The organism is Pseudomonas sp. SWI44 (assembly GCF_002947915.1).
Taxonomy (GTDB): domain Bacteria; phylum Pseudomonadota; class Gammaproteobacteria; order Pseudomonadales; family Pseudomonadaceae; genus Aquipseudomonas; species Aquipseudomonas taiwanensis.
The window spans coordinates 4531687-4553566 of sequence record NZ_CP026674.1 but is presented as its reverse complement, the minus strand read 5'-3'; the positions used below and the strand labels follow the sequence as shown (position 1 = coordinate 4553566).

The 21880-nt window shown below is 63.0% G+C and carries 24 protein-coding genes; 12 read left to right on the top strand and 12 right to left on the bottom strand.

All coding sequences use genetic code 11. The annotated features are described in order from the left end of the window. Position 1 precedes the first annotated feature (1 nt). Genes nuoI through nuoN form a run of 6 tightly spaced genes read left to right on the top strand, consistent with a single transcriptional unit; the run spans position 2 to position 6273 of the window. A complete protein-coding gene (gene nuoI, locus C4Q26_RS21330) occupies positions 2-550 on the top strand; it encodes an NADH-quinone oxidoreductase subunit NuoI (RefSeq protein WP_003251442.1) in 549 nt (182 codons plus the stop codon). A 10-nt stretch (positions 551-560) separates the two neighbouring features. Further along, positions 561-1061: an NADH-quinone oxidoreductase subunit J gene (gene nuoJ, locus C4Q26_RS21325; RefSeq protein WP_023381226.1), complete on the top strand. Its 501-nt coding sequence runs from the start codon at positions 561-563 to the stop codon at positions 1059-1061. A 3-nt stretch (positions 1062-1064) separates the two neighbouring features. Next, complete coding sequence (nuoK, locus tag C4Q26_RS21320) at positions 1065-1373, top strand: NADH-quinone oxidoreductase subunit NuoK (RefSeq protein ID WP_008096201.1); 309 nt, start codon at positions 1065-1067, stop codon at positions 1371-1373. Then, positions 1370-3223, top strand: coding sequence for an NADH-quinone oxidoreductase subunit L (gene nuoL / locus C4Q26_RS21315; protein ID WP_023381227.1), 1854 nt, complete (start codon positions 1370-1372; stop codon positions 3221-3223). Before nuoK ends, nuoL begins: the two co-directional genes overlap by 4 nt. 40 nt (positions 3224-3263) lie before the next feature. After that, positions 3264-4796 carry an NADH-quinone oxidoreductase subunit M gene (nuoM, locus tag C4Q26_RS21310; protein ID WP_023381228.1) on the top strand — a complete coding sequence of 511 codons (1533 nt, stop codon included), beginning with the start codon at positions 3264-3266 and terminating at the stop codon, positions 4794-4796. 7 nt (positions 4797-4803) lie between these two features. Further along, positions 4804-6273, top strand: a complete 1470-nt coding sequence (gene nuoN / locus C4Q26_RS21305) for an NADH-quinone oxidoreductase subunit NuoN (RefSeq protein WP_023381229.1) — start codon at positions 4804-4806, stop codon at positions 6271-6273. A 43-nt stretch (positions 6274-6316) separates the two neighbouring features. Here the strand turns inward: nuoN and C4Q26_RS21300 are convergent, their stop codons facing one another. Further along, complete coding sequence (locus C4Q26_RS21300) at positions 6317-6622, bottom strand: ogr/Delta-like zinc finger family protein (RefSeq protein WP_238546528.1); 306 nt, start codon at positions 6620-6622, stop codon at positions 6317-6319. A gap of 201 nt (positions 6623-6823) precedes the next feature. Between C4Q26_RS21300 and C4Q26_RS21295 the strand changes: the two genes are divergently transcribed. Continuing rightward, positions 6824-7216, top strand: a complete 393-nt coding sequence (locus tag C4Q26_RS21295) for a helix-turn-helix domain-containing protein (RefSeq protein ID WP_104881491.1) — start codon at positions 6824-6826, stop codon at positions 7214-7216. Here the strand turns inward: C4Q26_RS21295 and C4Q26_RS21290 are convergent. Genes C4Q26_RS21290 through C4Q26_RS21280 form a run of 3 tightly spaced genes read right to left on the bottom strand, consistent with a single transcriptional unit; the run spans position 7213 to position 8207 of the window. Continuing rightward, the gene (locus C4Q26_RS21290) at positions 7213-7575 is read right to left on the bottom strand and encodes a hypothetical protein (protein ID WP_023381232.1); all 363 of its coding nucleotides are present in this window, start codon (positions 7573-7575) and stop codon (positions 7213-7215) included. The genes C4Q26_RS21295 and C4Q26_RS21290 overlap by 4 nt on opposite strands. Further along, on the bottom strand, positions 7572-7934 hold the full coding sequence (locus C4Q26_RS21285) for a head completion/stabilization protein (RefSeq protein WP_371919607.1): 363 nt from the start codon (positions 7932-7934) through the stop codon (positions 7572-7574). Before C4Q26_RS21285 ends, C4Q26_RS21290 begins: the two co-directional genes overlap by 4 nt. A 24-nt stretch (positions 7935-7958) precedes the next feature. After that, entirely contained in the window at positions 7959-8207 is a 249-nt protein-coding gene (locus C4Q26_RS21280; RefSeq protein ID WP_023381234.1) for a response regulator transcription factor, read from the bottom strand. A gap of 229 nt (positions 8208-8436) precedes the next feature. Here C4Q26_RS21280 and C4Q26_RS21275 point away from each other — a divergent pair, with 229 nt between their 5' ends. Next, on the top strand, positions 8437-10497 hold the full coding sequence (locus C4Q26_RS21275) for a TonB-dependent receptor domain-containing protein (protein WP_104883481.1): 2061 nt from the start codon (positions 8437-8439) through the stop codon (positions 10495-10497). 11 nt (positions 10498-10508) lie between these two features. Here C4Q26_RS21275 and C4Q26_RS21270 read toward each other — a convergent pair whose 3' ends face one another. Then, positions 10509-11573, bottom strand: a complete 1065-nt coding sequence (locus C4Q26_RS21270) for an AI-2E family transporter (RefSeq protein ID WP_023381236.1) — start codon at positions 11571-11573, stop codon at positions 10509-10511. A gap of 130 nt (positions 11574-11703) precedes the next feature. On the opposite strand from C4Q26_RS21270, the gene yegQ reads away from it, so the two are divergent. The 4 genes from yegQ (at position 11704) to C4Q26_RS21250 (ending at position 15096) form a co-directional block, all read left to right on the top strand. After that, positions 11704-13038, top strand: coding sequence for a tRNA 5-hydroxyuridine modification protein YegQ (yegQ, locus tag C4Q26_RS21265; protein WP_023381237.1), 1335 nt, complete (start codon positions 11704-11706; stop codon positions 13036-13038). Between the two features lie 118 nt (positions 13039-13156). After that, positions 13157-13585, top strand: coding sequence for a DUF411 domain-containing protein (locus C4Q26_RS21260; RefSeq protein ID WP_023381238.1), 429 nt, complete (start codon positions 13157-13159; stop codon positions 13583-13585). After that, positions 13585-14022, top strand: coding sequence for a YqaA family protein (locus tag C4Q26_RS21255; RefSeq protein ID WP_023381239.1), 438 nt, complete (start codon positions 13585-13587; stop codon positions 14020-14022). The genes C4Q26_RS21260 and C4Q26_RS21255 overlap by 1 nt, the downstream gene beginning before the upstream one ends. Positions 14023-14097: 75 nt before the next feature. Then, positions 14098-15096 (top strand): alpha/beta fold hydrolase, encoded by a 999-nt coding sequence (locus tag C4Q26_RS21250; protein WP_023381240.1) that lies wholly within the window; start codon positions 14098-14100, stop codon positions 15094-15096. Between the two features lie 131 nt (positions 15097-15227). Here C4Q26_RS21250 and C4Q26_RS21245 read toward each other — a convergent pair whose 3' ends face one another. From C4Q26_RS21245 to C4Q26_RS21215, 7 genes are all read right to left on the bottom strand, one after another. Next, a complete protein-coding gene (locus C4Q26_RS21245; protein WP_023381241.1) occupies positions 15228-15809 on the bottom strand; it encodes a DinB family protein in 582 nt (193 codons plus the stop codon). Positions 15810-15821: 12 nt separating this feature from the next. After that, positions 15822-16928, bottom strand: a complete 1107-nt coding sequence (gene zapE, locus C4Q26_RS21240) for a cell division protein ZapE (RefSeq protein WP_023381242.1) — start codon at positions 16926-16928, stop codon at positions 15822-15824. 71 nt (positions 16929-16999) lie between these two features. Continuing rightward, positions 17000-17392, bottom strand: coding sequence for a D-ribose pyranase (rbsD, locus tag C4Q26_RS21235; protein ID WP_104881487.1), 393 nt, complete (start codon positions 17390-17392; stop codon positions 17000-17002). Beyond that, entirely contained in the window at positions 17389-18294 is a 906-nt protein-coding gene (gene rbsK / locus C4Q26_RS21230) for a ribokinase (RefSeq protein ID WP_023381244.1), read from the bottom strand. The genes rbsD and rbsK overlap by 4 nt, the downstream gene beginning before the upstream one ends. 9 nt (positions 18295-18303) lie before the next feature. Further along, positions 18304-19326 carry a LacI family DNA-binding transcriptional regulator gene (locus tag C4Q26_RS21225; RefSeq protein WP_104883480.1) on the bottom strand — a complete coding sequence of 341 codons (1023 nt, stop codon included), beginning with the start codon at positions 19324-19326 and terminating at the stop codon, positions 18304-18306. 4 nt (positions 19327-19330) lie between these two features. Then, on the bottom strand, positions 19331-20326 hold the full coding sequence (locus C4Q26_RS21220) for an ABC transporter permease (RefSeq protein ID WP_023381246.1): 996 nt from the start codon (positions 20324-20326) through the stop codon (positions 19331-19333). Then, entirely contained in the window at positions 20323-21876 is a 1554-nt protein-coding gene (locus C4Q26_RS21215; protein ID WP_027908172.1) for a sugar ABC transporter ATP-binding protein, read from the bottom strand. The genes C4Q26_RS21220 and C4Q26_RS21215 overlap by 4 nt, the downstream gene beginning before the upstream one ends. Between the last annotated feature and the right edge of the window lie 4 nt (positions 21877-21880).

Sequence of the window (21880 nt, the reverse complement as noted above, 5' to 3'; positions counted from 1 at the left end):
CATGTTCAAATATATCGGCGACATCGTTAAGGGCACCGGCACCCAGCTGCGCAGCCTGGCAATGGTGTTCTCCCACGGGTTCCGCAAACGCGACACCCTGCAATACCCAGAAGAGCCTGTGTACCTGCCGCCGCGCTACCGCGGCCGCATCGTCCTGACCCGCGACCCCGATGGCGAGGAGCGCTGCGTAGCGTGCAACCTCTGCGCGGTGGCCTGTCCGGTTGGCTGCATCTCGCTGCAGAAAGCCGAGACTGAGGACGGGCGTTGGTACCCTGAGTTCTTCCGCATCAACTTCTCGCGCTGCATTTTCTGCGGCCTGTGCGAAGAGGCGTGCCCGACCACCGCGATCCAGCTGACTCCGGATTTCGAAATGGCCGAGTTCAAGCGTCAGGACCTGGTGTACGAGAAGGAAGATCTGCTGATCTCCGGCCCCGGCAAGAACCCTGACTACAACTTCTACCGTGTTGCGGGTATGGCCATCGCTGGCAAGCCGAAAGGCTCTGCACAGAACGAAGCCGAGCCGATCAACGTGAAGAGCTTGCTCCCATAAGGACAGAAAGATGGAATTCGCTTTCTACTTCGCATCCGGGATCGCCGTGGTCTCCACCCTTCGGGTGGTGACCGGCACCAACCCCGTGCACGCCCTGCTCTACCTGATCATTTCGCTGATTTCCGTGGCAATGATCTTCTTCGCCCTGGGTGCGCCGTTCGCCGGCGCACTGGAAGTGATCGCTTACGCCGGCGCCATCATGGTGCTGTTCGTGTTCGTGGTGATGATGCTCAACCTTGGGCCGGCGTCGGTCGCCCAGGAAAGGGGCTGGCTCAAGCCCGGTATCTGGGCCGGGCCGGTAATCCTGGCTGCCCTGCTGCTGCTGGAGCTGCTTTACGTGCTGTTCGTCGCCCCGAGCGGCGCCGGTATCAGCGGCACCACCGTGGACGCCAAGACCGTGGGCATCAGCCTGTTCGGGCCGTACCTGCTGGTTGTCGAACTGGCCTCGATGCTGCTGCTCGCCGCAGCCGTCACCGCCTTCCACCTGGGCCGCAACGAGGCGAAGGAGTAAATCATGGGTGCTATCCCTCTTGAGCATGGCCTGGCGGTAGCCGGGATCCTGTTCTGCTTAGGTCTGGTTGGCCTGATGGTCCGCCGCAACATCCTTTTCGTACTCATGAGCCTGGAAGTCATGATGAACGCCTCTGCCCTGGCGTTCATCGTCGCCGGTGCCCGTTGGGTCCAGCCCGACGGCCAGGTGATGTTCATTCTGGTGATCAGCCTGGCAGCCGCCGAGGCCAGCATTGGCCTGGCCATTCTGCTGCAGCTGTATCGCCGCTTCCACACTCTCGACATCGATGCTGCCAGTGAGATGCGCGGATGAACCTTATCTTCCTGACTTTCGTCTTCCCCCTGATCGGCTTCCTGCTGCTGTCGTTCTCGCGCGGGCGGTTCTCGGAGAACCTGTCCGCGCTGATCGGCGTTGGCTCGGTGGGCCTGTCGGCCGCCGTGGCCGCCTATGTCATCTGGCAATTCAACGTTGCCCCGCCTGAAGGCGGCGCATACAGCCAGCTGCTGTGGCAGTGGATGTCGGTGGACGGCTTCGCGCCGAACTTCACCCTGTACGTGGACGGCCTGTCGGTCACCATGCTCGGCGTGGTCACCGGTGTCGGCTTCCTGATCCACCTGTTCGCCTCTTGGTACATGCGCGGTGAAGCCGGTTACTCGCGCTTCTTCTCCTACACCAACCTGTTCATCGCCAGCATGCTGTTCCTGGTGCTGGGCGACAACCTGCTGTTCATCTACTTCGGCTGGGAAGGCGTGGGCCTGTGCTCGTACCTGTTGATCGGTTTCTACTACAGCAACCGCAACAACGGTAACGCGGCACTGAAGGCCTTCATCGTCACCCGTATCGGCGACGTGTTCATGGCCATCGGCCTGTTCATCCTGTTCGCCCAGCTGGGTACCCTGAACGTGCAGGAACTGCTGGTGCTGGCTCCGCAGAAATTCCAGGCGGGCGACACCTGGATGGTCCTGGCCACCCTGATGCTGCTGGGCGGTGCGGTCGGTAAGTCGGCCCAGCTGCCGCTGCAGACCTGGCTGGCGGACGCGATGGCTGGCCCTACCCCGGTATCGGCACTGATCCACGCGGCAACCATGGTGACCGCGGGCGTCTACCTGATCGCCCGTACCAACGGCCTGTTCCTGCTGGCACCGGACATCCTGCACCTGGTGGGCGTAGTGGGTGGCGTCACCCTGGTCCTGGCGGGCTTTGCAGCCCTGGTCCAGACCGACATCAAGCGTATCCTCGCCTACTCGACCATGAGCCAGATCGGCTACATGTTCCTGGCCCTGGGCGTCGGCGCCTGGGACGCGGCAATCTTCCACCTGATGACACACGCCTTCTTCAAGGCCCTGCTGTTCCTTGCCTCGGGTGCGGTGATCGTTGCCTGCCACCACGAGCAGGACATCTTCAAGATGGGCGGCCTGTGGAAGAAGCTGCCGCTGGCCTACGCCAGCTTCGTGGTGGGTGGTGCTGCCCTGGCGGCCCTGCCGATCCTGACCGTGGGCTTCTACTCCAAGGACGAGATCCTCTGGGAAGCCTTCGCCAGTGGCAATACCGGCCTGCTGTATGCCGGGCTGGTCGGTGCGTTCATGACCTCGTTGTACACCTTCCGCCTGATTTTCATCGCCTTCCACGGCGAAGCCAAGACCGAAGCCCACGCTGGCCACGGCATCAGCCACTGGCTGCCACTGGGCGTGCTGATCGTGCTGTCGACCTTCATCGGCGCGTGGATCCACCCGCCGCTGGCTGGCGTTCTGCCTGAAAGTGCCGGCCACGCCGGTGGTGAAGCCAAGCACGCGTTGGAAATCACCTCGGGCGCCATCGCCATTGCCGGCATCCTGCTGGCCGCGGTGCTGTTCCTCGGCAAGCGTCGCCTGGTCTCGGCCATCGCCAACAGCGGCATCGGCCGCGTCCTGTCGGCCTGGTGGTTCGCCGCCTGGGGCTTCGACTGGATCTACGACAAGCTCTTCGTCAAACCTTACCTGCTGATCAGCCACATCCTGCGCAAGGACCCGGTTGACCGCAGCATCGGCCTGATTCCTCGGATGGCCCGTGGCGGCAACGTCGCCATGAGCAAGACCGAGACCGGCCAGCTGCGCTGGTACACCGCCTCGATCGCCGTCGGTGCCGTGCTGGTCATCGGCGCCGTGGTAGTGGCCGCGGTATGACTATGAATCTTGCGACTTTGCCAAAGGAAACCAACCCGTCATGATTTTGCCTTGGCTGATCCTGATCCCCTTCATCGGCGGCTTCCTGTGCTGGCTGGGTGAGCGCTTCGGCGCCACCCTGCCGCGCTGGATCGCACTGCTGACCATGTCCCTGCTGCTCGGCATCGGCCTGTGGCTGTGGGGCACCGGCGACTACACCCTGGCCCCCGCTCCGGGCGCCGAGCCTGCCTGGGCACTGGAATACAAGGTCCAGTGGATCCAGCGCTTCGGCATCAGCATCCACCTGGCCCTGGATGGCCTGTCGCTGCTGATGATCCTGCTCACCGGCCTGCTCGGTGTGCTGTCGGTACTGTGCTCCTGGAAAGAGATCCAGCGTCACGTCGGCTTCTTCCACCTCAACCTGATGTGGATCCTGGGCGGCGTGGTCGGTGTGTTCCTGGCCCTGGACCTGTTCCTGTTCTTCTTCTTCTGGGAAATGATGCTGGTGCCGATGTACTTCCTCATCGCGCTCTGGGGTCACAGCTCCGCGGACGGCAAGAAGACCCGGATCTACGCCGCGACCAAGTTCTTCATCTTCACCCAGGCCAGCGGCCTGATCATGCTGGTGGCGATCCTGGGCCTGGTGCTGGTCAACTACACCAACACCGGTGTGATCACCTTCAACTACAGCGACCTGCTCAAGGCCGAACTGCCAGCCGGTACCGAGTACCTGCTGATGCTGGGCTTCTTCATCGCCTTCGCGGTGAAACTGCCGGTGGTACCGTTCCACTCCTGGTTGCCTGACGCACACGCCCAGGCACCGACCGCAGGTTCCGTGGACCTGGCCGGTATCTTGCTGAAGACCGCGGCCTACGGCCTGCTGCGCTTCGCCCTGCCGCTGTTCCCGAACGCCTCGGCCGAGTTCGCGCCCATCGCCATGACCCTGGGTCTGATCGGTATCTTCTACGGTGCCTTCCTGGCCTTTGCCCAGACCGACATCAAGCGTCTGGTCGCGTTCTCCAGCGTTTCGCACATGGGCTTCGTGCTGATCGGTATCTACTCCGGCAGCCAGCAAGCCCTGCAGGGCGCGGTGATCCAGATGCTGGCCCACGGTCTGTCGGCCGCCGCACTCTTCATCCTGGCCGGCCAGTTGTACGAGCGCCTGCATACCCGTGACATGCGTGAGATGGGCGGCCTGTGGCACCGCATCGCCTACCTGCCCGCGATCAGCCTGTTCTTCGCCGCCGCCTCCCTGGGCCTGCCAGGTACTGGCAACTTCGTCGGCGAGTTCCTGATCTTGATCGGCAGTTTCGTGCATGTGCCTTGGATCACCGTGATCGCCACCACCGGCCTGGTGTTCGGCTCGGTCTACTCGCTGATCATGATCCACCGCGCCTACTTCGGCCCGGCCAAGTCCGACGCCGTCCTGGCTGGCATGGACGGTCGTGAGCTGGTCATGGTCGTGGGTCTGGCGGTGCTGCTGATCCTGCTGGGCGTGTATCCACAGCCGTTCCTCGACACCTCTGCCGCCACCATGAGCGGTGTGCAGCAGTGGCTCGGTTCCGCTTTCACTCAACTCGCTTCGGCCCGGTAAGAGCGCTATGGAATTCACCACTCAACACTTCATCGCATTGGCGCCGATGCTGATCACCACCATCACCACGGTGGTGGTGATGCTGGCGATCGCCTGGAAGCGCAATCACTCGCAGACCTTCCTGTTGTCCACCGTGGGGCTGAACCTGGCCCTGCTATCGATCCTGCCAGCATTGAAAGTCGCGCCGCTGGCGGTCACCTCGCTGGTCACCATCGACAAGTTCGCCTGCCTGTACATGGCGATCATCCTGGTGGCGACACTGGCCTGCGTAACCCTCGCCCATGCCTATCTGGGCGAGGGTTCCAAGGGCTTCCCGGGCAACCGTGAAGAGCTGTACCTGCTGCTGCTGATGTCGGCCCTCGGTGGCCTCGTGCTGGTCAGCGCCAACCACCTGGCTGGCCTGTTCATCGGCCTGGAGCTGCTGTCGGTGCCGGTCTACGGCCTGGTAGCGTATGCCTTCTTCAACAAGCGTTCGCTGGAAGCCGGTATCAAGTACATGGTGCTGTCGGCCGCAGGTTCGGCCTTCCTGCTGTTCGGCATGGCCCTGCTGTACGCCGACGCTGGCAGCCTGAGCTTCGACCTGATCGGCAAGGCCCTGGCTGCTACCGGCAAGCCAAGCCTGGTGGCCCAACTGGGCCTGGGCATGATGCTGGTTGGCCTGGCCTTCAAGCTGTCGCTGGTTCCGTTCCACCTGTGGACCCCGGACGTATACGAAGGCGCCCCGGCGCCGGTAGCCGCCTTCCTGGCCACCGCCAGCAAGGTCGCGGTATTCGCCGTGGTCGTGCGCCTGTTCATGCTCTCCCCTGCTGCCAGCAGCGGCGTCCTGAGCACCGTCCTGGCAGTGATCGCGGTCGCCTCGATCCTCATCGGTAACCTGCTGGCGCTGACCCAGAGCAACCTCAAGCGTCTGCTGGGTTACTCGTCCATCGCCCACTTCGGTTACCTGGTGATCGCGCTGGTGGCCAGCAAGGGCCTGGCCCTGGAAGCCATGGGCGTGTACCTGGTCACTTACGTCATCACCAGCCTGGGCGCCTTCGGTGTGATCACCCTGATGTCCTCGCCTTACGGCGGTCGTGACGCCGATGCCCTTTACGAGTACCGCGGCCTGTTCTGGCGCCGTCCGTACCTGACTGCGGTGCTGACCGTGATGATGCTGTCGCTGGCGGGTATCCCGCTGACTGCCGGCTTCATCGGCAAGTTCTACATCATTGCCACCGGCGTCGAGTCGCAACTGTGGTGGCTGGTCGGTGCCTTGGTTCTGGGCAGCGCCATCGGCGTGTACTACTACCTGCGCGTCATGGTCACCCTGTACCTGGTGGAGCCTAACCTGCGTCGCCACGATGCCCCGCTGAAGTGGGAACAACGCACCGGCGGCGTCATGCTGCTGGCAATCGCCCTGCTTGCCTTCGTGCTCGGCGTGTACCCGCAGCCGCTGCTGGAACTGGTTCAGCAAGCCGGCCTGCAACTGCTCGGCTGACCGAACCGGTAAAACAAACACCCCGCACATGCGGGGTGTTTTTTTATCTGCGTTTTGTAGTTATCTGAACGGGCTTGGCCGATCGAAGGTTTTCGGGCGAGGCCGCACTGCCATCCTTGAGTGCCGACTTGCGCAGTTCAGTGCCGGCCGATGGCAGGTGGACCTCAGGGTTCGGCATGCCGCTGGGTGACAGCTCATGGGTCATTTCGAACTCGGCTCTCACTGACCAGCCACACGCCTCGGTGGTGCACTGCAGGTACGCGATACGCAGGAAAATGTGCCGTCCTTCGCTGGTACGGATGCGCATTCGACTGTTGCAGTGAGGACAGACCAGCTTGTATGTACTCACGCCAAATACCTGCATGCGCTAATTGCACAGATATGCTGTAAGAATGCTCCCCCAAGTGCATCAGTATTGACTACGGAAAAGGAAGGGTTTTTCATCATGCTGCTCCTCATGTCAGGATATCTCCTCAAAATGCAGGGCTACTATTCGTAACAAGTAGTTTAAGCCCAAGTAACGTCGTTAAACCAGTCGTGGATATTTGTTATGAGTAGCCCTTTATTTGCATCAGTGCTGGCACGTCTCAAGCTGCTGACCGGCTCGGAGACCGATGTGCAGCTGGCCAGGGCCCTTGCGGTAAGCCCGCAGACCCTGAGCAGTTGGAAGGTGCGTGGCAGCATACCCTACGCACTATGCATAGACATCGCCCGCCAGCGCGGCTGCTCGCTCGACTGGCTATTGCTGGGTGAGTACCAGGACGGCCAGTCGGGCTTGGCAAACGAGACTTGGGAGAGCGACATGCTCGCGCGTCTTCGCGCGCTTTCAGTTGCCGATCGCCAGGCGATTCAATTGCAGATCGAAGACAAGCAACGAATCCACCAACTGGAGCGCCAGGTGCGCGAGCTGACGCTGCGCATGCCCACTCCAATCGAAGGCTAGCCACGACGGCGCCAGCGCTGAAGCAGCTCGCGCAGGTCCACAGAATCCAGCCAGACCATGACCTTGAGGCTGATCGGAATCACCACCACCGCCGCCACGAAGGCGGCCATGCCGCGTGACAACATGGGCACCAAGGAATGCAACAACGGCTCGAACAGATAGCCTACGCCCAGCGTCAGAAACACCAGCAGCATCTGCTTGCGGGTCGACAGGCGCTTGCGCGAGACGATGATCAAGCGATCTCGCGCGGCACTGACCAGCAAAGCTCCCAGCAACGCACCGAACAGCGCCCTGCCCTCTGTATTGAGCACCTCACGAAAAGCCGCGCTGGCCGCCTCCAGCAGGTAGCGTTCGCTCATGATGGCGTTCTCCACACCACCTGCCCGCCGGGCTTGGTATAAAGAGTACGCATCACGGCGGCCTCGACGAAACGCCGATAGCAGACCGACAACGCCCTTCCATGGTCATGCCCTGCTACGTCCTCCAGACGCTTGTAGCCACGCCCTCGCAGTACGGCGCGCCAGTGCGCGAACTCCGAAGCAGCGTTGATCGCCGCACAGCGAGCCGCCAGTGCCAGGCGCGCCTCGCTCACCTGACCGCCAAGGCGCAAGCGCTCTCGTAGCGAACACAGTTCAATGCGTGGCCAAAAAGGATCATCGCCATCGGGAAAACGTGCCCCCTTGACAGGCAACGCGGGTGGCGGCGGTAAATCTTCCATACGCTCTGATGACATGATCCGCCCTCACTGCTCGGACAACATGCCGTAGCGTATGGCCTTGATCACAGCCGCTACACGCGTGGGGACATCGAATTTGCGCAGGATATTGGACACGTGGAAATTCACCGTCGACTCCTTGCACTGCAGAATTCGACCGATCTCCCACGAGCTCTTGCCGTATGCACACCACAGCAGGACCTGATGCTCGCGGGGCGTCAGGCGAATCGGTGTGTCCGCAGCATGTTCTGGTTCCTGCCGTACGTTGGTTTTCATCATTGAACTCCACAAGTAATCGCCAGTTGCGACAGCCGGATGTGCTGTCGCCATGGGCCCACCTTACGAAGGGCGATGTGCTGGCTCCACTCGCGGGGTTTGTAAACGCGCTTCCTACACAACCGTCTTCCATTGGCGCGGTGCAATTAACTGAAATTCCCCGTGCTCTGGACGGTATTTCTTTCGTCACAACGCGGTTGCCTGTTCGCTTTTCGCCTGGAGTTGTAGGATGCGCCCCGTTTTGCCCCTTTCGTCTTGCCTTGGCCTGCTGGCCGCTTTCACCCTGAGCCAGCAAGTCACTGCTGCTCCAGCCGTTGAACTGGGCGAGGTGCTGATCAATGACGAGCAGCAAAGCGAGCTGGACGACGCCCGCGAACGCCTGCAGGCGGTGCCGGGGGCCAGCAACCTGGTGGACATGCAGCGTGTTGGTCAGGGCCGGGTGGCCAGTAATCAGGATGTGCTGGCTTACCAGCCTGGGGTATTCGCCCAGTCGGCGGGCAACGATGGCATCAAGCTGTCGATTCGCGGTTCAGGCATCAACCGTGCACCGGGGGCACATGGCTCCGGGGTGTACACGATGTTCGACGGACTGCCCCTGACCGGTCCCGGCGGCACACCCTACGAACTGTTCGAACCCCTGTGGCTGAGCCGGGCCGAAGTGCTGCGCGGCGCCAATGGTTTCGACCAGGGTGCCCTGGCGCTGGGCGGCGCGATCAACTATGTGACCCACACAGGGTACGATGCAGCGCCGCTGCAGGTGCGCTACGAGGTTGGCAGCCGTGGTTACCAGCACCGGCATATCAGCTCGGGCCAGGTGCTGGGTAACCTGGACTACTACGTGGCGCTGACCGATTCGGAATACGACGGTTATCAGAAGCACAGCAGCGGCAGTGCCAAGGGGATTGCCGCCAATGTCGGCTACCGTTTCAATCCCAACCTGGAAACGCGCTTCTACCTGCGCTACCGAGAAACCGAAAACGCGTTGGCCGGCCGCTTGACCAAAGCGCAGATCAAGCATGATCCGCGGGCTGCCAATCCAGGTTACTTGTCACGTAATGACAGCCGTCCGCAGCCGGGCAGCACCTGGGTGGGCAACAAAACCACCTTCTTCCTGGACGACGACTCACGCCTGGAAGCAGGGCTGGTCTATCACGACTACCCGATGGACTTGCGTGAAGGCGCAATGCGCCTGAAGGTTGCCTACACCGATGTCAGTGGCACGCTCAACTACTTCCGTCGGGACACCTTGTTCGGCCATGAGAGCAAGACGACCATCGGGTGGCGCACCACCAAACACCTGCCCAACAGCGGCGCATCACAATTCACGCGGGTGAACGATATAGTTGGCGAGCGCACGCGCGACTTCAGCTATCAGGGCTCGGACACCGTGCTGCATGTCGGCAACGACCTGGAGCTGGTCCCGGACCTCTGGCTGACCACTGGCCTGGCGATGATCTATACCCGACGCGAGAGCGATGTGACCTATCCTGCCGAAGGCGGGAAAGTCAGCCAACACGACTGGGACTATGCACCACGTGTAGGCCTGCGCTACGACATTCGTCCTGACTTACAGGTCTATGGCAACCTCAGCCGCTCGGTTGAGCCGCCACATCCGTGGTCGCTGATCTGGAGCGCACCGACCAAGACGCAACCGATCGAGATGCAAAACCAGACAGCCACAACACTGGAACTGGGTGCTAGTGGCGACTCGAGAGTCGGTCGTTGGGAGCTGGCCTGGTACTACGCCCAGGTGCGTCACGAACTGCTGGCAGTGGAACTGGCCCCCGGCATTACCGCCGAATACAACGCCAGCCCCACGGTCCACCAAGGTGTCGAAGCCGCATTGGACAGTATCCTCTGGGAACAATCCGGCACCGGCAAGTTGAGCCTGCGCCAGGCCTACACCTTCAGCGACTTCCACTACCGCGATGACGACACGTTCGGCGACAACCGCCTGCCCGGCATCCCGATGCATTATTACCAGGCCGAACTGCGTTATGACTGGCCAGGCGGCTTCTACGCCGGCGTGAACACCCAGATGGCCTCGAAGGTGCAGGTCGACTACGCCAACAGCTACCCCGCCGATGCCTATGCCCTGCTCGGTGCGCGCCTGGGCTGGGATTCGCCCAAGCAGGACTGGCAAACCTGGCTTGACCTGCGCAACCTGACCAACAAACGTTATGCCGCCACGGTTACACCAGGCTACGACGACGCAGGACTGGACAAGGCCCGCTCCACACCCGGCGAAAGTTTCAGCGTGTATGCAGGCGTTTCGTACAGTTTCCGATAATTCGGCCTGCCCTACTGCGGCAACTGCACCTTCGGCTTGGTCGATGCGAAAATCGCCCAACTGGAGACGAACAAGGCCGCGATCAACGGCCCGATCACGAACCCATTGAGCCCGAACACCGCCAGCCCGCCCAAGGTGGACACCAGGATCAGGTAATCGGGCATTCGGGTGTCCTTGCCCACCAGAATCGGTCGTAGCAGGTTGTCCACCAGGCCAATCACCAGCACCCCGAATGCCGTCAGGATCGCGCCCTGCAGAATCGCTCCGGTCAGCAGGAAATACGCCGCCACCGGTGCCCAGACAATGCCCGCGCCCACCGCCGGCAACAACGACAGGAACGCCATCAACACCGCCCATACCAGCGCACTGGGAATGTCCAGCACCCAGAAGATGAATCCGCCCAGCGCCCCCTGGGTGATCGCGACCAGCACGTTGCCCTTGACCGTCGCCCGCACCACGCGGTTGAACTTCAGTTGCAGACGGCGCTTCTGGTGCTCGGGCAACGGCACCGCAAGCCGTACCTGACGAGCCACCTCCGGCCCCTCGCGCAAGAAGAAGAACAGCAGGTACATCATGATGCCGAAGCTGATCAGGAATTCGAAGGTGCCTTGGCCGAAGTTGAACGCCTGGCTGGCCAGTACCTGACTGCCCTGGGTGGCCCATTTGGTGATTTTCTCGCGCAGGCCGTCGAAGTTACCCATGCCCATCCTGTCCAGCCCTTGCTGGGCGAAGGCGGGCAGCATGTCCCGGCCGCGCTCGACATAGCCGGCGATGTCCAGTTGACCGCTCTCGATGCGCTGGTACAACGCCGCCCCCTCCTGCACCAGCAATGCGCTGGTGATGATCACCGGCAAGATGGCCACCATCAGGCATACCAGCAAAGTGGCCGCGGCGGCCAGGTTACGACGCCGACCGAAGCGGATCAGCAGATGGCGCTGCAAAGGCGCGAAGAGGATGCCGAGAATCACCGCCCAGAAGATGGCGCCGTAGTAGGGCAGTAGTATCCACGCGAAAGCGACCGACACCAACGTCAGGAGTACGGCCAGGGCTCTGTTCTGGAGGGCGGTTTCGTTCATGGTGATTCCTTGAGTGTCCTGGTTGTTAGTGCAGGCCATCACAGGAAAAGTGCCACCCTGGCGTTGATTCAAATCAATACGCAGCCGCGAGCCGAGCCTTAGCATCCGCCGCTTTTGCCCCGGTGCGCACATGACCTCCTTCGCCAAGCCCGAATTGCTGGCCCCAGCCGGCACCCTCAAGACCATGCGCTATGCCTTCGCCTATGGCGCCGATGCGGTCTACGCCGGCCAGCCGCGCTACAGCCTGCGCGTGCGCAACAATGAATTCGACCACGCCAACCTGGCCTTGGGCATCCAGGAGGCGCACGCCCGGGGCAAGCGCTTTTACGTGGTGGTCAACATCGCCCCGCACAACGCCAAGCTCAAGACCTTCCTCAAAGACCTTGCGCCCGTGATCGACATGGCGCCCGATGCGCTGATCATGTCCGACCCGGGCCTGATCATGCTGGTGCGCCAGCACTTCCCGCACATGCCGGTGCACCTGTCGGTACAGGCCAACACGGTCAACTGGGCCAGTGTGCAGTTCTGGCAGCAATTGGGCTTGAGTCGGGTCATCCTGTCCCGTGAACTGTCGCTAGAGGAAATCGCGGAAATCCGTCAGCAGGTGCCGGAGATGGAACTGGAAGTGTTCGTCCACGGTGCCCTGTGCATGGCGTACTCTGGCCGCTGCCTGTTGTCGGGCTACCTGAACAAGCGCGATGCCAACCAAGGCACCTGCACCAATGCCTGCCGCTGGAAGTACGACGCCCAGCCGGCCACTGAAAACGCCACCGGCGACATCGTGCAACTGGTCGAACCGACACTCGGCCTGGGCACCCCTACCGACCAGCTGTTCCTGCTGCAGGAGAGCAACCGCCCGGGCGAGGCGATGCCCGCCTTCGAGGACGAGCACGGTACCTACATCATGAACGCCAAGGACCTGCGCGCTATCCAGCATGTCGAGCGGCTGACCGCCATGGGGGTGCATTCGCTGAAAATCGAAGGCCGGACCAAGTCGCACTTCTACTGTGCCCGCGCGGTGCAATCCTATCGCCAGGCCATCGACGACGCGGTGGCCGGCCGACCCTTCGACCGAAGCCTGATGGGCAACCTCGAATCCCTTGCACAGCGTGGCTACACCGAGGGTTTCCTGCGCCGCCATGTTCACGACGAGTACCAGAACTACCAACGAGGCAACTCGGTGTCCGAGCGCCAGCAGTTCGTTGGCGAGCTGACGGGCGAGCGCGTTGATGGGCTGGCCGAGGTCAAGGTGAAGAACCGCTTCGCCGTGGGCGATCACCTGGAGCTGATGACCCCGCGTGGCAATTATCATTTCGACCTCCATCGCCTGAACAACCGGCAGCAACGGGCCATCGACGTGGCGCCGGGGGATGGCCACATCGTGTACCTGCCCATTCCTGAGCAGGTCCCATTGTCGTTCGGCCTGCTGATGCGTGACCTTGGCCAGGACGAGCAGGCGAGCTGACGACGTGCGCGCTGCGCCGGGAGGCGGCTTACGCTATGCTGCTGACCTACCGCCGGGCCTGGAACCGACACCTGTGATGACAGGCATGCGGCTGCGTCTTAGAAGGAGTTGAACCCTCATGCTGCGTAAACACTTGATCACCCTGGGACTGCTGGCCTTCACAGGCCTGGCCCAGGCAGCCGAAACCATCGACGTCTACCGCGACCCCAACTGCGGCTGCTGCAAAGCCTGGATCAGCCACCTTCGCGACAACGGCTTCACCGTCAATGACCATGTCGAGCCGAACATGAGCGCGGTCAAGCAGCGCCTGGGCGTCGCACCGCGCCTGGCGTCGTGTCACACTGGGGTGATCGACGGCAAGTTCGTCGAAGGCCATGTGCCGGCCGAGCAGGTGCGCCTGCTGGCCAAGCGCACTGACCTAAAAGGCCTGGCAGTACCCGGCATGCCCATGGGCTCGCCAGGTATGGAAATGGGCGATCACAAGGACCCTTACCAGGTCATCGGGGTGACCCAGGACGGCAAGGACACCGTGGTCGCCAACTACTGATGCTCAGCCTCTGGGCGCTGTTTCTCAGCGCCTTTGGCGCAGCGACCCTGCTGCCTCTACAGTCGGAGGCCGTGCTGGTGGGGTTGCTGCTGCGCCAGCCCGACACCTGGGCGACCCTCCTTGCGGTGGCAACCTTGGGCAATGTGCTCGGTTCGGTGGTCAACTGGCTGCTAGGCCGCGCCATCGAGCACCTGCGCGAGAAGCGCTGGTTCCCTTTCAGCGCCGCGCAACTGGAGCGTGCCCAGCAGCGCTACCAACGCTGGGGACAATGGTCGCTGCTGCTCAGTTGGATGCCCGTGATTGGCGACCCGCTGACATTGATCGCCGGCATCATGCGCGAACCCTTCTGGCGTTTCCTGTTGCTGGTGACCCTGGCCAAGGCCGGTCGCTACACCGTGTTGGCGATGATCACGCTGGGCTGGTTTCACGCCTGGTAACACCTTTAACGTTTCATCAGGGCAAGCGACTGCTACAGTCGCCCATTCCTACATGGCCCTACACGGAGTGCCCCCATGCTGCGCGCAACCGCCCTGGCCCTGGCCTGCCTGATGACGGGCCCGGCCCTCGCCGCTGAAATGCCCACCTACGGTCAACAGCTCGAAGGCTTCCAGTACCCCTACCCGCTCAGGCATTTCGACTTCACCTCCCAGGGGCAGCGCCTGCAGATGGGGTACATGGACGTGCCTGCCAAGGGGCAAGCCAATGGCCGCAGCGTCGTGCTGATGCACGGCAAGAACTTCTGCGCCGCCACCTGGGAAACCACCATCGACGCCCTGAGCCAGGCTGGCTACCGGGTCATCGCGCCCGACCAGGTCGGTTTCTGTAGCTCCAGCAAGCCTGCCCACTACCAGTACAGCTTCCAGCAACTGGCCGACAACACCCAGGCGCTGCTCGCCCAGTTAGGCATCAAGCAGGCGGTCATCCTCGGTCATTCCACAGGCGGCATGCTCGCCACCCGCTACGCCTTGATGCACCCACAGCAAGTCGAACGCCTGGCCATGGTCAATCCCATTGGCCTGGAGGACTGGAAAGCCCTAGGCGTGCCTTACCGGACGGTCGATCAGTGGTACCAACGAGAGCTGAAGCTCGATGCCGACGGTGTGCGCAAGTATGAGCGCAATACCTATTACGCCGGGCGCTGGAAGCCCGAGTACGAACGCTGGGTGCAGATGCTGGTGGGGTTGAACACAGGGCCTGGGCATGAACGTGTGGCATGGAACTCGGCGCTGATCTACGACATGATCTTCACCCAACCGGTGTATCACGAGTTCAAGGACCTGAAGATGCCGACGTTGCTGTTGATCGGCGATCAGGACACCACGGCCATCGGCAGCGATATCGCGCCAACGGATGTAAAAGCCAAGCTTGGCCAGTACAAAGTGCTGGGGCCGCAGGTGGCCAAGATGATCCCCCAAGGCGAACTGGTGACCTTCGCCGGGCTGGGACACGCGCCACAGATCGAGGAGCCGGCGCAGTTTCACAAGGCGTTGATCGAATGGCTGGGGCGTTGACCCGGTAAACGCAGACGCCTGTGGGAGTGGCTAACTGTCACGATCGATCGGCAAGGATTCTCACTCCGCCCGCTACGCCGTGGGGCTGCCGGGCGGGCCTTTCGCGATGCAAGGCCCCTCCCACGGGCGGCTCAGTTCTTCCAGATCTGTGCTTCGGTCCAGCCAAGTTCGGCAAAATCCTCCGCCCGCAACCCGGCTTCCTCCTCGCAGAAGAACTCGTCCAGCTGGGGCGGTCTCACCGAGGTGTTGCTGAGCATCCCGTGCACTTGGCCACGGTGATGGATCTGGTGCTCGAACAAATGCGCCAGCAGGCGCAACCGAGGCTCGCGTTGCATGCGCTGAGGACGGGCAATGTTCACATACCGGGCCAACTGGTCATCACGCAATCCCTGGCAATAGCTGATCAACCGATGGTCTGCCTGGGCTTGCTCGGCATGCAGGTCAGCGCAGGTGGCGAACGGCTGTTCCGGCTCGAAAAAGCGCTCTGCATCCGGGGTAGGTGTTTCCCCGCGCTGCTCGCATTCGAGCATGTGCAAATAGAACCAGTCCACCGTCAACAGATGGTTGAGGGTGGACTTGATCGATGGGAAAAAACTGCAACGCGGGGCGACGAATTCGTCCTGGGTCAGTTGCAGGCAAGCCTTGTACAGGCGGTGATTGGCCCAGGCATTGTTGTAGGCCTGGGTCAGCAGATGATGCGACAGCGGCTCCATGATTCGGCTCCTTCAGGCGAAGCGTTGCAGTTGCATCTCCCGTAGCCGGCTGAGGGTCCGTTGATACGGGAACGCCAGATACCCTTGAGTGTAGAGTGCTTCGAGCGGTACCTGCGCTTCCAGGTACAAAGCCACCTTGCGGTCATAGCACTCATCGACCAGGGCGATGAAGCGGCGCACCGCATCGTCCTTGGGCGACAGCATCGGCAATTGGCGATCGCCAGCCTCGACCCGGGCCGCTGCATCTTCGGTACCGCGAGCGATACGCCCTGCCCGTTGCTCTCCACCCAGGGCCGGGATGCCCTCCACCAAAATGGCCGAAAAGCGATCGCACAATGCCATGAACTCCATGGCTGCCAGGGGCTGCTCGCACAAGTCGGCGAAGCGGCACCAAATGGCCTGCTCGCTACGGCGTACCACGTGAATCTGGCGGCTGCCCAGCGTCAGCGGTTGATCCGTGCCTGGCTCGTGCGCACTGAGCTGTTCGAAAACCCGCGCAAGGGCAGTGCTGCCGCCCGCCTCGGCCACCCAGTAGCGTTGCCGCGCAGCCCCTGGGTGCAAGCGGTGATCCTGCTCGCCGGCCACCGAGAGCACCTTCATGTGCCGCTCGATGGCGGCTATCGCCGGCAGGAAACGCTCGCGGTTGAAGCCGTCGCGGTACAGCTGGTCCGGCGGCTGGTTTGAGGTGGCCACGATGACCACACCCTCATCGAACAGCACCTGGAACAAGCGCCCCAGGATGATCGCATCGCCTATGTCGCTGACGAACAGTTCATCGAAGCACAGCACGCGGATCTGCCCGGCCAGCTCACGTGCCAGTGCATGCAACGGGTCGGCAGTGCCGTTGAGCTGGAACAGCCGCTGGTGCACCCAGGCCATGAAGTGATGGAAGTGCTGCCGTCGGGCAGGCACTTGCAGGCAACGGTGGAACAGGTCCATGAGCCAGGTCTTGCCACGCCCGACTGGCCCCCAGAGGTAGATACCCTGGGCGTGTCTGCCTTGTCGCAGGCTGTCGAAGCACGCCTGCAGGGCGATGGCAGCCTGGGCCTGGGCAGCGTCGGGAACGTAACCTTGGTCGCTAAGGGCCTGTTGGTAGAGCGTTTGCGGATCTGGGTGCATGGTTCATCGCACTGGACGGTCAGCGAGCATTGTCCGCAACGGCCTCATCGCCGGCAAGCCGGCTCGTACAGCTAGAAGGTGACGCCGGCTATCAGGGCGATGTTGCTGTAAGGCTTGCACTCCCCCGTGCGCACCACGGCCTTGGCCTGACGGCTGAGGCGTTTGAACTGTTCGTGGGGCATCAACTCACGCCGTTCCAGCGGCAAGCGTGCCACTTCCGCCAGCGCAGGTGGCGACACGTCCAGCATTTCTTCTGCTACCACATAACGCTCAACTTGCATCTCGCTCAGCACGGTACGTAGCACACTGGCGAAATCCGGAATGCCTGGCGTCACCGCCAGGTCGATCAGCTCGACGCCCGGCGGTACCGGCAACCCCGCATCGCCGATCACCAGGATGTCGCCATGCCCCAGGCCTGCAATGGTGCGTGACAAGGCGATGTTGAGCAGTGCGGTCTTCTTCATGGCAGCTCCTTGAGGTACGGGATGGACGGCTGCGCACCCGCGCGGGTAACGGACAGCGCTGCGGCGCGTTGGCCGAAAGCGATGGCGGCATCCTCCGTCAGGCCACGCACCAGCGCGGCGGCGAACCCGCCAATGAAGGTATCGCCGGCGGCGGTGGTATCCAACGCCTTGACCTTGGGCGCGGGGAAGTGCCGGCTGCCTTGCGCGCAAACCAGCAGGGCCCCGTGCGCGCCCAGCGTGATGATCACCTTGCGCACCCCCAGTTGCACCAGGCGCTCACCCGCACGCCGGGCGCTGTCGAGGTCGCTGACTGGCACGCCGGTCAGCGCTTGGGCCTCGCTTTCGTTCGGGGCGAGGTAATCGATGTGGGCCAGCCATTGTGTCGGCAACGGGCCGGTGGCCGGCGCGGGGTTGAGAATCACGGTCTTGCCAAGCTCACGCCCCCGGGCCAGGGTCCAGGCCACGGTGTCGGCCGGCACCTCGAGCTGGCAGATGATCACTTCGGCCGCCTGCAACAACCCATCGAACTGCTGCACGGCCTGTGGCGTCAGCAGGCCGTTGCCACCGGGAATGATGACGATGCAGTTCTGGCTGGCGGCATCCACGGTAATCAGCGCCACGCCGCTGGAAACGCCCTCGCATACCTTGACTGCCTGGCAGTCGATACCTTCGACCTCCAGCGCTTGGCGCAGCTGCTGGCCATAGGCGTCATCGCCAACGTTGCCGACCATCGCCACAGTGCCGCCCAGTCGGGCGACGGCCACCGCCTGATTGGCACCTTTGCCCCCAGGCACGGTGAAAAAAGTTTCGCCGGCCAGCGTTTCGCCCGGACGCGGCAGGCGTTCGGCGCGGGCCACCAGGTCCATGTTGAGGCTACCGACCACCACTACCTTGGCCTTCATGGCTGCTCCTTAGCGGTAATCATTGAACAGGTCCGGGCGTGGCCCGGTGGACTCGCGGGCAACGATACGCGGTGCAACGATACGCTGCTCCGAAGCCCCCTGGCGCGGTGTGGCGATGCGCAACAGCAGCAGCGCCGCAGCGCTTTCGCCCAGCTCGCGGATCGACTGGCCCACAGTGGTCAGCGGTGGGTACACATAACGGCTCAGTTCGATATCGTCGAAACCGATCACCGACAACTCGCCTGGCACGTTGATGTTGCGTTCGGCGGCGGCACGCAGCACGCCGAAGCCAATCATGTCATTGCCGGCGAAGATCGCCGTGGGTCGGTTGCCATCGAGCAGCGTCGCCGCCGCCGCATGGCCACCGGGGCTGGTGAAGTCGCAGTGCAGGACACGGCCGGGCTCCACCGGCGCCTGCGCCTGGGCCATGGCCCGGCGAAAACCGGCCAGGCGCAGTTGGCTGACACCGGTCTGCGCGGGGCCGCCGATGTAGGCAATATCACGATGGCCCAGTTCGAGCAGGTGCACGGTCGCCAGGTAGGCACCCTGTTCATGATCGATGCGCACCAGGTCGGCATCGACCCCCTCCAGTTCGCGGTCGACGATGACCATTGGCGTCCGCACACCGGCAAGGCTCTGCAGCAGGTCGCTGTCCTCGCCCACCGACGCCACCACCAGGCCATCGATGCGCTTTTCCAGCAGCACGCGCAGATAGCTGCGCTGCTTCTGTGGGTTGTCATCCGAGTTGCACAGGATCACGCAGTAACCATTGCGCTCGCAGGCATCCTCGATACCCCGCGCCAGCTCGGCGAAGTACGGGTTGACACTGTTGGGCACCAGCAGGCCGATGGTCGCCGTACTACGTGCCTTGAGCGAGCGGGCCACCGCACTGGGTACATAGTCGAGCTCGGCGATGGCCGCCTCGACCTTCAGCCGCACCTGTTCACTGACCGGGCGGGTCTTGTTCAGTACATGAGACACCGTGGTATAGGAAATACCTGCGAGTGCCGCGACGTCTTTGATGGTTGCCATAAATTCAGTTCCGCCGACTTGCGCGCCGGCTGCGGTAGGTGTCGAGCACCACGGCGATGACGATGACCGCCCCGGTGATGATTCGTTTGGTGGGCTCGGAGGCGCCGATCTGCGCCAGCCCCGCGGCCAGTACCGAGATGATCAGCACGCCGAAGAAGGTGCTGATGACCGAACCACGCCCGCCCATCAGGCTGGTGCCACCGATGACCACAGCGGCAATCACCTGCAATTCAAGGCCCGAGCCGGCGTTGGGGTCTGCCGCCTCGAGGCGCGAGATCTGGAATAGCGCGGCCAGACCAGCCAAGAGCCCCATCAAGGCGAACACCACGACTTTGTAAGGGCGTGGGTCGATGCCGGCCAGGCGAACAGCCTCTTCATTGGTGCCGATGCCGATCAGGTAGCGCCCGAACACCGTGCGGGTCAGCACCAGCTGGGCCGCCAGAATCACCAGCAAGGCCAGGATGAACGCCGGCGAAATGCCAAAGGCAATCGGGTTGGAGAACCAGGCGTAGGCATCGCCGATGTAGGCGGTGCGCGAGTCGGTGAACTGGTAGGCCAACCCACGGGCCATCTCCAGCACGCCAAGGGAAACGATGAACGAGGGGATCCGCCAGGCCACGGTAACGGCCCCGGTGATGCTGCCCGCCAGCGCGGCCACGGCCATGCCGAGCAAGGCGGCGGGCAGCACCGACCACCCCCAGCCGAGGATCGCCACGCTGACCGTCGACGCCGCCAGCGCCAGCACCGAGCCCACAGACAGGTCGATGCCGCCGATGATCAGCACGAAGGTCATGCCCACCGCCAGCACCATCAGGTCGGGAATCTGGTTGGCCAGGGTGCTGAAGGTGGCATAGGACCAGAAATGGCTGCTCAGCAACGAGAACAGCACGATCATCGCCAGCAAGGCGCCGGCCAGGCCCAGGTAACTGCCCAGGCCGAAGTAGCTGCCGCCGCGGCGCACTGGTGTGCTGCCCGGGGTATCGAGGGGGGTGGTTTTCATGCATCAGTCCTGGGAGCTGCGTCGTGCAGCAGTGCGTCACGTTTCTGATAGCCAGCGAAGGCAGCGGCAAGAAGCTGGTCCTGGCGCCAATGTTCGCGTTCGAAGGTGTCGATCAGTCGCCCAGCGGAAAGGACCGCGATACGGTCGCAGATCAGCATCAACTCGCGCAGGTCGCTGGACACCACCACCAAGGCCTTGCCTTGACGCGCAAGGTCGGCCAGCAGGCCATAGATGTCGAACTTGGCGCCGACATCGATCCCCCGAGTCGGCTCGTCGAACAGCAGCACCTGGCAGTCCCGTTCCAGCCAACGGCCGATCACCACTTTCTGCTGGTTGCCCCCGGAAAGTTCACCGACCGCCTGGTCCTGGCCCGCACTGCGGATGCGCATGGCATTGATCTGCCGCTCGGCCAGAGCTTTTTCGGCGTCGCCGTCGAGTAAGCCGGCCTGGGAAACCGCGCTGTAGTTGCCCAAGGCGATGTTGGCAGCGATCGACTGCGACAACAGCAGGCCTTCGCCCTTGCGATCCTCGGTGATCAACGCGATGCCCGCTTGCACGGCAGCCTTGGGCGAGTCGATGGTCACGGCCTTGAGCGGCTGGCCGATCTCGATGCTGCCACTGTCGGCGACATCGGCGCCGAAGATCAGGCGCAGCAACTCGGTGCGGCCTGCGCCAATCAACCCGGAAATACCGAAGATCTCCCCTGCCCTGACCTGGAACGACACATCGCGCACCTTGTCACCCCGAGACAAACCGTCGACCTTGAGCAAGGGCGCACCCAGCGTGCGACCACCAAGGTCGATGTGTTCGCCCAATTCCCGGCCTACCATCAGGTTGACCAGCTCGGCACTGCTGTAGCGTTGGATGGGCTCATCGCACACCAGCTTGCCATCGCGCAGCACGACGATGCGCTGGGCCACGCGCTGCAGCTCTTCTAGGCGGTGGGAGATATAGACGATCGCCACGCCGCGCTGGCGCAAGCGTTCGATCTGCACGAACAGCAATTCGACCTCGCGGGCGGTGAGCATGGCGGTAGGTTCATCGAAGATCAGCACGCGGCAGTCGCCGATCAGGTTGCGGGCGATTTCGACCATCTGCTGGTGGCCGATGCCCAGTTGCCCAACCGGGGTGTCCGGGTCGATGGCGTCCAGCCCCACCTGGGCCATGGCCGCAGTGGCCAGCTGGCGCAGGCGCTTCTGGCTGATCCAGCCGAACCGGCTGGGCAGGTTGTCGAGGAAAAGATTCTCGGCCACGGTCAGGGTCGGCAGCAGGTTGAGCTCCTGCATGACCATGCGCACGCCCAGGCGCTCGGCCTCATTGCGGCTGCCAGGCGCATAGGCCTGGCCGCGATAGGTCATCTGCCCGGTGGTGGGTACCTCCAGGCCACTGATGAGCTTGGACAAGGTGCTCTTGCCAGCGCCGTTTTCACCGGTAAGGGCCAGCACCTCACCACCACGCAGGCTCAGGCTGACGTCGCCGAGCACTGGCTGGGCGTAGGTCTTGCCCAGCCCCGTTGCAACGAGCACCACTTCATTGGCCGATGCCGACATGGCC